The sequence below is a fragment of the Chloroflexus sp. genome (assembly GCF_034431535.1).
Lineage (GTDB): Bacteria > Chloroflexota > Chloroflexia > Chloroflexales > Chloroflexaceae > Chloroflexus.
Genome location: NZ_DAOUDC010000055.1, coordinates 43267 through 56222, shown reverse-complemented (window position 1 = coordinate 56222; position 12956 = coordinate 43267). Strand labels below are relative to the sequence as shown.

9 protein-coding genes are annotated in these 12956 nt (G+C 58.6%); 1 reads left to right on the top strand and 8 read right to left on the bottom strand.

Annotated features, from left to right (window positions below):
* Positions 1 to 2: 2 nt before the first annotated feature.
* From U9R61_RS13480 to U9R61_RS13460, 5 genes are all read right to left on the bottom strand, one after another.
* Positions 3 to 1202, bottom strand: coding sequence for a hypothetical protein (locus U9R61_RS13480; RefSeq protein WP_322489337.1), 1200 nt, complete (start codon positions 1200 to 1202; stop codon positions 3 to 5).
* Positions 1203 to 1268: 66 nt separating this feature from the next.
* Positions 1269 to 2237, bottom strand: coding sequence for an MvdC/MvdD family ATP grasp protein (locus U9R61_RS13475; protein WP_322489336.1), 969 nt, complete (start codon positions 2235 to 2237; stop codon positions 1269 to 1271).
* Between the two features lie 107 nt (positions 2238 to 2344).
* A complete protein-coding gene (locus tag U9R61_RS13470) occupies positions 2345 to 3598 on the bottom strand; it encodes an IS701 family transposase (RefSeq protein WP_322489335.1) in 1254 nt (417 codons plus the stop codon).
* 103 nt (positions 3599 to 3701) lie between these two features.
* Entirely contained in the window at positions 3702 to 4118 is a 417-nt protein-coding gene (locus tag U9R61_RS13465; RefSeq protein ID WP_322489334.1) for a hypothetical protein, read from the bottom strand.
* Between the two features lie 233 nt (positions 4119 to 4351).
* Positions 4352 to 5263 (bottom strand): tyrosine-type recombinase/integrase, encoded by a 912-nt coding sequence (locus U9R61_RS13460; protein WP_322489333.1) that lies wholly within the window; start codon positions 5261 to 5263, stop codon positions 4352 to 4354.
* 175 nt (positions 5264 to 5438) lie between these two features.
* Here U9R61_RS13460 and U9R61_RS13455 point away from each other — a divergent pair, with 175 nt between their 5' ends.
* Positions 5439 to 8426 (top strand): Tn3 family transposase, encoded by a 2988-nt coding sequence (locus tag U9R61_RS13455; protein ID WP_322489332.1) that lies wholly within the window; start codon positions 5439 to 5441, stop codon positions 8424 to 8426.
* Positions 8427 to 8441: 15 nt separating this feature from the next.
* On the opposite strand, the gene U9R61_RS13450 is transcribed toward U9R61_RS13455, so the two are convergent.
* From U9R61_RS13450 to U9R61_RS13440, 3 genes are all read right to left on the bottom strand, one after another.
* Positions 8442 to 11090, bottom strand: coding sequence for a Tn3 family transposase (locus tag U9R61_RS13450; RefSeq protein WP_322489331.1), 2649 nt, complete (start codon positions 11088 to 11090; stop codon positions 8442 to 8444).
* A 188-nt stretch (positions 11091 to 11278) separates the two neighbouring features.
* Positions 11279 to 12247: a tyrosine-type recombinase/integrase gene (locus U9R61_RS13445; protein ID WP_322489330.1), complete on the bottom strand. Its 969-nt coding sequence runs from the start codon at positions 12245 to 12247 to the stop codon at positions 11279 to 11281.
* A 137-nt stretch (positions 12248 to 12384) separates the two neighbouring features.
* The gene (locus tag U9R61_RS13440) at positions 12385 to 12891 is read right to left on the bottom strand and encodes a hypothetical protein (RefSeq protein WP_322489329.1); all 507 of its coding nucleotides are present in this window, start codon (positions 12889 to 12891) and stop codon (positions 12385 to 12387) included.
* Positions 12892 to 12956: the final 65 nt, after the last annotated feature.

Sequence of the window (12956 nt, the reverse complement as noted above, 5' to 3'; positions counted from 1 at the left end):
TCTCATCCGGAAACCGGTTGCAGTTCCCAGATAAGCTTTCTAGTTTTGTCCTCATAGTGCTCTAATTCAAAAAACTGCAAGCCGGCCTCGTCCACAATAAACGAGTGATCTGTCAAGAGCGGCATTTGCCACTCTTTCCATAAGTTATATGTGTCTCGCACCTTTTCCCATGTAATTTTATCACCTTGAACCACAATAACAGCCTTGTCGTCACTAACAGATGCTCTTATTACTGTTTTCGACTGCGGATCTACTATGCAATACACGACCTTCGGTGAATCTTTGTTGTCTTCAACAAACATTGTTGGTGCAGCACCAGGAAGGCTTTGTTGCAGAAAGAACATGAAATCTGCGTTGGTGAGCTCCTGGATTTGAAGTTCATCCAGTGAATAGGTATACACGAGATCTAATGGTGCATCAAGCATTTCTTCGATGATAGTATATATGTCGTTGTCACTCTTACTCATATTGTATAAGTTGATAAAACTTACGTGTGATGTTCGAAGAAACTTGCCATATGATGTGTTTCCAGGACCAATCTTTTTTAAACGCAATATGCCGCCGTAATTATAGGCTGTTATATTCATTACAATTACCCCGTTTAAGGCTAATTGTTCAATCCAGGGCAATGGCACTTTGTTATGCCCTGCGGTTGCAATTATCCTGTCATAGGGAGCATATAAATCAAAGCCTTTCAGTCCATCCCATACGTGTAAATTGTCGCTGCGGCCAAAAATGCTGTGCATGGCAAGACTTGCATATTCAACACACATTGGATTAATGTCAAGAGAGAACATAAAATTATATCCGACGATGTGCGCAAGTAGTGCCGCATTGTAGCCAGTGCCTGTGCCTATTTCTAGTACTTTCAAGCCTTGAGTCAAATCGAGGGCCTCAAGCATTTCCGCCATTAATGATGGTGATGTACTAGAACTTGTAGGCATTCCCTCTTCATCAATAGCAGTAACAATGGAAACATCCTTGTATACTTCTCTACAGAAATCATCACTTGCTACATCAATTAACACTTCGCTCCACGCATAGTGATCAGGATCCTGTTTATACAGTTTAGAAATGAAGAGGTGTCTTGGAATGGATAGAAAGGCTTCTGTAATAATGTTTGAGCGAATAGCTCCTTTTTTCTGGAGCATCCTGACCAAGTACTGGTTATTACTATCGCATTTGTGCAACATAGGAAGCATACCTTATACATTCCGAACTTGAAGTTCATCTGCTATAGCGGCACCACGCACCTCGTGTATAAAATTCTATGTCGCTATTAGTAACTCCACTAGCGTACTTTTCATGGGAAGTCCTGTGAAATCCTCCAACCAAGCCCATTGGCCGTTTGGATTAAGCTCCAGGAATACATATTCCCCTTCAGGAGTTACTATCATATCGATAGCAGAGAAATTTAATCCGAAGTAATCCGTGATATTAATGCATTTATCGTGGATGTCTTCCGGTAATTTATATGGTTCATAGTAAAGATCGCTATAAGACTTTCTCCAGTCAACTCTAGTTTTATGTGAATGTTGCGAGTGTATTGCAACAGTAAATAGCTTTTTGCCAATTACCGTTATACGTAACTCTACCTTCTTCTCGATGTATTCCTGAAAAAGATTTGTTGTTAGTCTAACGCGTTCTATCTCTTCCATATCCTTTTCAGTGACTTTATTTGTATAAATAGAACCAGCGCCTTCTTCTGGTGAAATTACAAATCCCGATTCCAAAGTCTTAAATATAACATTTCCGTTGCATTGATTATAAAACTGAACCACTTCTTCTGGATTGTTTGTGATAATTGTTCGAGGAATACTGAATCCGTGCTGTAGTGCAACCTTCAATTGGAGAGCCTTGTAGCCAGCAGTGATTATTTTTTCAGGGTGACTTACCCATAAGCAGTCCATGCTGCGCAGAATACCGCCCACACCTGCTCGGGCCTCACCGTGGGCAAACTTTCTCTCTGCTTGCGACATGCTTTGAGGGAATCTAAATAAGGTAGGCCTTCTGTACCAAATACTTGTAACTTCTTCTAGCCAAAACTGCCTGTCATAATTTTGTACTAGCGTCTTACTCTCGTGGTTCAATGCTTGAAAAGTTATAGTAACGTTCTCTGGAAAATCGCCTGTGTCAAAGCGATGAACTTCGATTTTTCTTTCATTAAGATCTTGAATTACAGGATCAACGTGGAAATCCATCTGCTGTGTTAAAATCAGGACAACAGGTTTACGCATGACTTCCTCGCTAAAGATTGGTGCGAAGATAAGATAATAGGTACCTCTACTTTGTCACTTCCTGGTCAGGGCGATAGTCGTCGAGTCGCCCCTCGCGGATGAGTTGGTCAATGGCAAGCAGACGCAGCCAGTCGAGCACCTGCCGATGGACCGCCGCCAGGGATTGGCGTCGGCGATCCGGCCGAGGGGGAAAAAGCGCGACGCCCCGGGTTGCCCCGCTGCGCGCGCTGCTGCCATTCGCTCCAAACCAGGAAGCTATAGGCCAACATGACCAAGACGGCATGCCGGTGAAAGCCGTCCCAGCGCCGTCCTTGATACTGGTCCCAGCCCAAGAGCGTCTTGGCGTCCTGATGGAAGCGTTCGACCTGATGCCGGCGATGTGCGTACTCCACCAGCCTGGCCAGCGGGGTCTCGAGCGGGAAATTGCTCCAGTACCAGCGCGGGTCACCAGCCTGGCCCCGGGCCGGCACTTCGCCAATCAACCAGCCCTCGACCCAGCGCACGCTGTCGCTCTGTCGCCAGCAGCGCAGCGCCACAAAGCGTGCCCGCAAGCGCCCCTTGCTACCTTCACGCCAGCTGAGTGTCTGCCAAGCCCGCTTCGGCTGAGCTGCAATCAGCGCATCGGCTCGCTCGGACCCACGCTCCAGCGAGGCGCGCACCGTGAAGTCCCGGCGCACCGGCATCACATAGCGCAGCGTGCGCCGTTCGAGTTGGTCAAGAAAGAAGGGCTGGTCGCCGTAGTCGGCGTCCGAGGTGACCGCGACGAAGGGAATGCCCTCAGCCAGTGCCCAGTCCAACAGGTCGAGCGCAATCTCGGCCTTGGTCTGGAAGCGCACCTCGTCGGGCACGTGGGCCTTCGTGCGGCGCGCGGCGTCGTTGGCCCACTTCTCGGGCAGGTACAGCCGTGTCGCCAGTGGCCAAGCAATCGTGCGCTCGGCGTAGGTCAGGTTTACCGTGACCTGACAGTTGTCAACCTTGCCGAGCGCGCCGGAGTACTGACGGGCGACACCGACCGAGGCGTTGCCCTGTTTGGGGAAGCCCATATCATCGATGATGAGCACGCCGTCGCCCTCGGTTCGAAGCGCGTGGAGGCGGGCAACCCGCTGGTTGTTCAGCGCGTGCTCGTCCCAGCGCATGTTGGTCAGCAAGCCTTGGAGCGACTGCTCCGAGGTGCCGGGAACGACCTGAGCCAGGGTGTCACAATTCTTATTTGGGTGCTCGGTGAGCAGCCCAGTGAGATAGCGCTCCATCGCGTGACGGCTTTCGCTGCGCTTGAAGTGGACGTGGAGCGGCTCCAGAAAGGCTTCAAGTTCGGGCAGCGGCGCGCTGGGAGCGTGGGGAAGGCGAGGCGTAGTTACCATAATCCACAGTATACCACCTTCCCACCCAAGTGACAAAGCAGAGGTACAGAACCGCTCCTAAAGCGGTTATGCACCTATTCCATCACTGACCAGAAGAAAGTTTTTATCCCGCGACATCGGGATATGGACCGTCGTCAATTTCAAAGGTTTTATCCTTTGATAAATCAAGGGTGACAACTCCATCTGAACTAGTCCACTTACTTGTTGTTACATAGTTTGTGGTTCTAGTATATGTTTGCGTTCCGTCTGTCGTTTCACCTGAGGCATAAAAAATTTGTGTTTTGTGGTCATAGTAACCTAATGGGAGTTCAACGGTTTTTTCTTGAACTTCTGTTTCCTCAGCCCACGTTAGGAAATGATAACCAAAAGGCTTGGATACACCGTCACGAGAAGGGTGCGTACTATTAATGACAGTGTCATTAAGCAGAAAGTTTTGAGAAAACTGGACTCCTGAAACTAACAACTCTGTTGATGTCGCTATAGATCGAGGTTCAGCAGAAGCTACAATACGGGTGAACATGGAGTACCTCCTGATATTAAGTAAGTCATCGCCCAACGGAATTTGCTGGAGGTTAATATTACACAATATCAATAAAACTGGAAGCTATAATGCTTTGTTGCCCTCGTATAAATTCAATATGACGCCAGCGTTTTGACAGGAGGATTGGCACTCGGGATCGCCATGATGGATGGACAATAGTATATCATGCTTGACTAAGAAGTCAATAGGGACTTTGACTTTGGAGACTACAGTTACTCCCAAGCTATTTTCTCAACCTCGTTCTGAAGGTCACGGGCAGTACCTTTGATGTAGAGCATCGTCGTATCGAGGGAGTCGTGACCCATAATCTGGGCGAGCCGATGAAGTGGGGCCCGAGCAGCCATCTGGTAGCCGAAGCGGTGGCGCAGGTCGTGGGGGCTCAGGTCTTCCAGCCGTGCGAAGGCCGCATATTTTGCCACCAGGTAGCCCAAGCCACGGGTGGTGAGGGCTGTCCCTGTTTTCTCGGAAGGGAAGAGGGGTGCCTCCGCATCACCAGGCAGGGCCAGCAGGGGCGCGAGCACGCCCCGTGCAGTAATGTTGAGTGGGATCTCGCGATATTTGTTCCGCTTACCGTAGACCTGTATCACACCGCTACGTTTACCCAGCGTGACATCGCGCCGGCGCAGTCCGCAGACTTCCCGCGCTCGCAGGCCGGTATGCAGCATCAGCGTAATGAGCGCCTGATCGCGAGCGCTGCCGTGAGCGGCGACAGCCGCCAGCAATGCTTCTTCTTCCTTGTCCTCCAAGTGCCGCGGTGCGCGGAGGGTCTCAGGGATGAGCTTGACTGGGGCCACTGGGTCGCGCTTCAGCAGACCCTCGCTCAGGAGCCAGGCGCTGTAGCGCTTCAGGCTCACCAGAGCGCGGTTGACCGAGGCCGGCGACAACTGACGCGTGTGTTGGAGGTAGCTGCGGTAGCGCGTCAGCAGCGGAGTCGTCAGGCTGGCCGGGGTGAAGGCAACTATGTCCTCGTGGCCTGCTGCCCACTCACCCTCAGCCCAGGCTATGAACTGCCGCAGGTCGCTCAGATAGTTACGCACGGTCACTGCGCTCGTGTCAGTGGTCGTGCGGAGTGCCGCAGCGTAGGCATTGAGAGCAGCCAGCCCCTCGTCTGAGAGCGCCGGCATCGCGCTTCGTTTTGCTCGCCGTGCTGTCTCTACTTCCTTAGCAGACATCGCTGTTCGCCGTTCTCGGCAACCTTAGCAGACATAAAGGGCGCATTGTCGACCTGTTGATGTCTGCTATACTCCCGTAGCAGACATTCCCCGCCCTCACGCCCGACAGCTGAAAGGTCGCCCCGGTATGGCGTCCATCGACCGCACGGCCTACCCCGTTTACCGCCGTACTCCGTCGCTGGTCGAGTTGGAGCACCACTACACCGTCACCGCCGAGGAGCGGGAGTGGCTGCGGGCGAACACCCGACGGCCCGCCGGCTTGCTCTGCTGTGCCGTACTGTTCAAGGCCGTTCAGCATCTCGGCTACTTCCCCGTGCTTTCCCTCGTCCCAGCGTCGGTCATCGCCCACCTGCGGCTCGCCCTGGCCCTGCCTGAGACTGTCTCTATCTTCGGCGTCTCGGGCCGTTCCGTCAAGACCTACATCCAGCGCATCCGCGAGCACCAGGGTCTCATCAGCCACGGCCGCACCGTGCGTCACCTCGCCCTCACCGCCATGCTCCAGGCTGCCGAGACGAGCGATGCACCCGTCGACTTGATCAATGTCGCCATCGAACTGCTGTACAAACAGCGGGCCGAATTCCCCGCCTTCAGCACCCTTGATCGCCTGGCGCGTCGCGTACGAACGCTCTCCCAAGCTCGCCTCGCCGCACTGCTGCGGAGCCGCCTGACCGAGCCTGACGTTGCCCGTCTGCTGGCCTTGCTTAAACCCGTTCCCGACCGCCCCTTCACGCCCTGGAACGACCTCAAGCCCAAGCCCGAACCAGCGACCTACGAGCACTTCGACGAGTTGCTCGACCACCTCACCTGGGTCGAGCAGGTTGGCCGGTTCGCGCCGGTGCTCGACGGCGTTGCCCCGCGGAAGGTGCAGCAGCTTGCGGCTGAGGCGCGGGTGCTGGACGCTGCTGAGGTGCGTGCCCTCGCCGAGCCACGGCAGCTCCTGCTCGTCATCTGTCTGGTCCATCAGGCCCAGGCCCAGACCCGCGACGCCGTGGTGACGATGTTCATCAAGCGCGTCGCCGCCTTTCAACGCGCCGCGCGTAAGAAGCTGGAGGAGCTCCAACGTACGCACCAGAACGCGGTCGACCAGCTGCTCGCCACCTTTCAGACCGTGCTGGAGGTGCATGCGACCATCCCTGCCGAGGAACGTGACGCGCAGATCGTCGCCGTCCTGGATGGCGCCGGCGGGCCGACGGCCCTCCACGACCGTTGCGCCGAGATGCGGGCCTTCACCGGCAACAACCACCTGCCCCTGGTCTGGAAAGAGTACCGCAGTCATCGCAGCCTGTGCTTTCGGCTCATCGAGGCCCTGATCCTGGTCTCCACGAGTCAGGACACCTCCTTGCTCACCGCTCTGGAAGTCATTCGCGAGCACCAGCACCAGAAACCGGCCTACCTTCCGGCAACCCTCGACCTGAGCTTTGCCCCCGAGGCCTGGCAGCGTCTGGTCGTGACCCGCGTGGGGGGCGAGCGTGTGCTGGACCGCAAGCAGCTGGAGGCATGCGTCTTCGTCTGCCTGGCAAACGAACTCCGCACCGGTGACGTGGCGGTTGATGGCACCAACATCTACCCGGATACCCGCGCGCAGCTGCTGCCCTGGGCGGAGTGTGCTCCGCTCGTCGCAGCATGGGCGGCTGAGATGGGCCTGCCGCCAACGGCGTCGGCGTTTGTCGCCGACATGCGCGAGCGTCTGGCAACGGCTGCAACGTTGGTTGACCAGCAGTTCCCTGAGCAAGACCAGTTGAGCATTTCGCCCGAGGGTGTGCCGGTGCTCAAGCGCCTCCCCCGGCGTGATATCCCGCGCTCAGCGTACCTGCTGGAGCGTCGTCTGCTTGGCCGCATGCCCGACCGTCATCTCCTGGATATGGTTGCCGCCGTGGGGAGTTGGACCAACTGCACCCGGCATCTAGGGCCGCCGGCGGGGACGGAGCCCAAGCTCGACGACGCCAACGCGGACTACACCCGGTTGCTGTTCGCCTACGGCACCAACCTCGGGCCAGCTCAGGCAGCCCGGCATATGCGCGAGGCCGTCAGTGCGCGGAGCCTGTCCTACCTCAACCAGCGCCACGTCACGAGCGCCAAGTTGAACGCCGCCCAGGCCGACATCATTAACGTCTACCACACGCTGACCTTGCCGCGCCTCTGGGGAGTTGGGCGCAGCGCGGCCGCCGATGGCACCTTGATCCCGCTGGCTGACAGCAACCCCCTGGCCGAGCTGCACTTTCGCTACCGCATGTACGGCGGCATCGCCTACCACCACGTGGCCGACAACTACATCGCGATCTTCAGCCACTTCATCCCCTGCGGCGTCTGGGAGGCGATCTACATCATCGACGGGCTGCTGAAGAACCAATCCGAGCTTCAGCCGCGGCGCGTCCACGCCGATACGCAGGGCCAGTCCACGCCAGTGTTCGCCCTGGCCCACCTGCTCGGCATCGAGCTGTTGCCGCGCATCCGCAACTGGAAGGACTTAATCTTCTACAAGGCCGACGCCGACACGACCTATAGCCACATCGAGCCGTTGTTCGGCGGGGTGATCGACTGGGTGCTGATCGAGCGGCACTGGCAGGATCTCATTCAGGTGGTGCTGTCGATCCGCGCGGGGACAATTACCGCGGAGGCGATCCTGCGCCGTCTGGGGCACGAGAGCCGCAAGAACCGGCTGTACCAGGTGTTTCGCGAGCTGGGGCGGGTGATCCGCACGCTCTTCCTGCTACGCTACATCTCAGATCCGCCCATGCGCGGCGAGATTACCGCCGAGACCAACAAGGTCGAGGCGTACAACGGCTTCAGCAAATGGCTGAGCTTCGGCAACGGCGGGGTGCTGCGCGACCGCGACCCGGAGGAGTCGGAGAAGTCGGTGAAGTACACCGACGTGCTGGCGAACGTGGTGATCTTGCACAACGTCTACGATATGACGGCAGTGCTGCGCGATCTGATTGCCGAGGGCTTCGAGGTGCGTCCCCAAGACATCGCCACCTTGAGCCCCTACCTAACGAACCACATCAAGCGATTCGGCGAGTATACCCTCTCGGAGCAAGCGCCCCCGGACTTCGCGCACATCGCCGGCTGGGAACTACCGGCTGCTGCCGCACCAGGCGCTGAGGAGATTGGCTAAGCTACACGTTCTCGCTTACTTCCCGTTTTTACACGTATCTCGGCTGTACCCCGCATAGGCGTTCAGTTTGCGCACGATAATGCTCTGGCTCGTCGTCTTCAGCGCCAGCGAGGCGAAGATACGCCGCAGATTATCCCACTCCGCGATGATCAGCTCGGTCTTCAGCTTGCGGATCGGCCGCAGCAGCAACTCCGCATAGGCGCGGGGGTGCTGGAAGCCGTACAGCCCGGTCTTCATCTTTTCCTGAATGTTGCGGTAGCGCGGCGCAAACTGGAAGCCGAAGACGTGGAGCAGGGCGAAGTTGACCTGGTTGGTCCCGTGGGTGTCGGTGGAGTGGACCGCCGGCTGTAAGCTCGTCGTGTTGTTCAGCAGCAAGTCCAGCACGTAGTGGCTCTCGTGCTCGTGGGCACCGATGATCAGCGCGTTCACTGGCACGTAGCCGACCATGAGCGTGTCGGCAACAATCCCTTTGTGCAGCCCAAAGTACTTCCAGGAGGAGCGGGCGTTGAAGGTTGGAATGGCCGTCTCAAACTTCTGCCCATCGCTGCTAGAGTGGCGCTGCCCGCCCAAGTCGTAGCAGGCGGTGATGGGGAGCGCCGCGATGGCGTTGCTGACGCGGTCATTGGCGGCCTTGAGCGTTTCGGGGCGCAGGTAGTTCTCGGAGGCCCGCGCCAGAATGTGGGTGCTGATGTCGGAGATGTCGCCCATCCGCCCCAAGCCCATGTTGGTGCCCCAAGCCACCAGACAGGCCCGCAGGACCGCCGGATAAACCGTCGGTTGACCATAGCGCCCGAGCAGATGGCTGAACGCCTCCAGCATCTGGCATCCGGCATCTGCGAAGGCGAGCACGCGGCTGAGGTCGACTTGGGGGAGGTCGTCGAAGATCGGGTGGTTGACTGGCTCGCTGCTACGAGGGTAGGGCAGCGTCCAGCGGGTGCGCTCCCCGCGGCGCGTAATACGGATGTGGGTATTCTCGCCATCGGCGATGCGCGCATTAACCTCCTGAATGCGCGCCTCCAGTTGGCTTTCTAGCTCGGCAAGCTGCTCGTGAATGGGCCGGTCGAGGATCACACGGCCGCTGGCGGTCAGGAGGTCCGCGTTGGCCTGCCACTGTGCATCGCTGAGCAGGTCGTCCTCGAAGCTGCGGAACTGCACGCTCTGCTGGCAGACCACATCACCGGCCTCCAAGCCATTGCGCACGCGCTGGTAGGCCAGAAACTCGTAGCGGTCGGGGATAAGCCGCTTGCCCTCGGCGGGCTCCTGGGTGTAGAGGTAGCGCTTCTGGCGCACTGGCAGCCAGCGGCTTGGGAAGCTCTCGGGGTCGAGCTGCTTGAGGGAGCTCCCGGCCGCAAGGGTGCGCGTGATGAAGCGGACGGCCTCCAGCAGCGGGGCGTCAGCACGGCCGGTGCTGAGATCGGCAGCTTGGAGCAGCGGGCGGAGAGCAGGCTTCCAGCGCCGGTGCATGCCCTCAATTACTTCCCACTGAAGCGCCTGCTCATCTACTGGGGCTTTGGTCGTCAGGTAGGCTGCCACGCGAGCCAGGCGCGCACGGTCGAGAAGGGCGAAAGCCTGGGCTTGCACCGTCAGGAAGGGCATAGCCGGGGTCGGCGGATCGGTGAGGAAGAGTTGGAGAACGCCGCCGGCTTTGACGAGATCGTCGTCACGCTCCTGGCGTTGCGTGGCCGCCTGGATCTTGGCCTGCTCCCGCGACTCTTCCGTGAAGGCGGTGACGCCGTGGATGAAGGCCGCGAGGACGTGGTCGTGGCAGCGGTGGTAGCGGTGCAGGATGAAGCAGAGCAGGTCGAGGTAGCAGAGCCAGCGGTCAAGCTGGAGCAGGCGAAAGACCGAATAGTAGCTGACCAGGGAGGCGTAGTAGGCCACCGCGTCTGGCGAGATGGCGAGGGCGGGTATGACGCGGCCTGCCAAGGCAGCGAGCGGGTGGAGGAGTGTGGCGCGCTCGATCTCCTCGCGCATGGCACCCCGGCTGAAATCCGCGGGCTCATGTTTGAGCCGGGTGATCCGGTACAGCCCCTCGGTCTCCGCGATCAGCTTGTCGAGGGCCGCCGTATCGTCGAGGGTGAGGGAGTGCTGGAGGATGCGCGTCAGGCGCTGCTGCTCAAAGGTCACGGCCTGGCTGACCAGGTTCTGCATCACCGTGTAGCCCGGCGCGACGATGCGCTGCTCGGCGAAGAACTGGAGCAGCTCGCGAAAGATGTAGATCGGCTTGCTGCTGATCTGGGCGAGCTGGCGGGTGTGGAAGATGGCCTGCTGGCGCTGCGGCGCGCGGCAGAGCCGGTACTGGAGGAGCTGGAGGATGAGCGTGCGCTGCTTGAGGATGGTGGGCTTGGAGAGAGGTTCCCACGGTGCTGTTACTGCCGTGGGGAAGTGGCGGCTCAGGATGGCGGCAACATCGTCGGCGACCTCGGCGAAGGTAAAGGCGAAAAAGAGCTGCTTGGCTTTGAAGTAGCCGAGCTGAAGCACGAAGCCCACCTGTGAGGCGAGTGAGCGAAGCTCGGCGCAGGCGGCCTGTTCCGCCTCGGTAAGGGTAAAATAGAGCTGCTGCTCATCGGGCGTGAAGCGTGGGCGCCCATAGAGGGCATCGACCTCGTGGCTCTCCAGAATGTGCAGGCGCCTGGACTCGGCCGTCTGGTCGGCGTCTGCCACTTGTACTCCCTTCCGGCATGAACGGCCGCGGCCGTGGCGACCGTCTCAGAACGTAGAGATGCTGTTACGCTTGATGCCCCCGGCACAGGAACGAGAGCTGCCGGTCTCTATGCCGGAAATTGAGTTCTATGGTTTCCCGAGCAATCCCAGTAGTGGCTTGGAGATTGGCGACCTTAGTGTCGCAGCGGTCAGCCTGGCTCGGATGGCTCGCCAAGCATGCGTGCGAGGTCGGCTGGCGAGGCACGGGTGTAGCCGGCGGTGGTGGCAATGTCACTGTGGCCGAGCAGCGCCTGGACGGCAGGGAGGGTTGCCGGTGCGCGGTCGAGACCGTAGGCGGCAGGGTCGAGCAGCGCGGTGGCGAAGGTGTGGCGGAGCTGATGCGGGCTCAACGGCTGATCAAGTTTGGCAGCCTGGCCGAGCTGGGCGACGATGAGGCGAATGCCGCGCTCAGTAAGGGGGCCGCGCTGACCGAGAAAGAGATGGCCGTCGGGCCAGCCGGCCCATGTCGGCGCCCGTTGATCACGAGCGCTCGACCGCTGCGCCCAGCGCTCGGCAGTGCGCCTGCGCTCGTTGAGGTAGTCCCCGAGTGGCTCGCGAGCCTCGACGATCAGCGGCACTTCGCGGCGCTTGACCCCCTTGCCACGGCGGATGACGAGCGTGCCACGACGGGCCGAGAGGACGACATCGGCGAGCTGAAGCGCGGCGACTTCGCCGACGCGGGGGCCGGCGTAGCGCATCAGGCAGACCAGCGCCAGTGAGAGGCTGTGGTCCCGAGCCGCCCGCTGCTCGGCGGCGCGGCGCACGGCGTTCCACTCTAGGCGCGTGAGGGCCTGCGGGGCCTGCTCCACTTCGTCCACGGCATCGACCTGCCGCACGGGGTTGTCGTCGCGCCGGCCGGCCTGGTCGCAGAGCAGGCCGAGGCTGATCAGGGCGCGGTTGATGGTCGTGGGCGCCCGGCCAGCGACGAGCAGGGCGTCGCGGTAGTCGCGCACATCGCCAGGGGTCAGGTCGGCAAGGGTGCTGCCGGGCGCGTGGGAGGTGAACCAGGTGGCGAAGCGCCAGGCGTCGCCGACATACTGCTGCACGGTCGCGGCCGAGCGCCCGCTCTCGCGGGCCAGCGCATGCTCCCAAGAGGCAATGCTTGCGTCGAGGTCCATGTGGCCGGGTTATCGGTAGAGCCGGGTTTACGGCTGAGTTTTTGCCGGGATAGGTCCAGCAACTCTACCGTAAAGATACCACATGGTGTCAAGGACTCATCCGATAAGACCGGTTTGCGGCTGAGTGCTTCGCCGCATCAGGCAAGTTGGTCTAGCGCGACCACAGATGCCCTTACAGCCTCAGCCCATTTGTCGGCAAGACGCTGGGAATGTGTTTCCAACGTCAATTGAAGCGGGTCATTGAGGGAAGCTAGAGCGAGACGTTCACCTGACAAGATATTTGACAAGGCTGTAAATGCCTCGATATTAGCTTGGTAGCGAGAGTAAAAGACATTAGGTTGAGCGGGAATGTTTTGCATAACACCGTCAAACTCTTCGAGAATTAGACGAAGCGTTGAACAGTATGCATAATACACAATCATTGATATATTGACGGTGGAAGCCTTTACCTGCTCTATATCGGTGATTGCTGTTATACCGCCGGAGAAATTACTAAAAAACACCCCCCCCTGCGCGCGCGCCACTTTCTGCCATTCTTGCTCCATTGCAATACTTAGTGATACGTGCTCAATGGTAAAAGCACATTCCTCTAGCGACCAATCAGCGAGAGATTCTGCCAAATCCTCCCATTTGCTGCGGCGCATGCCAAACTCCTCAGAGCTATAGCGCTCATGAAAGTACTCTATTGCTGACAGTACATACCACAAGA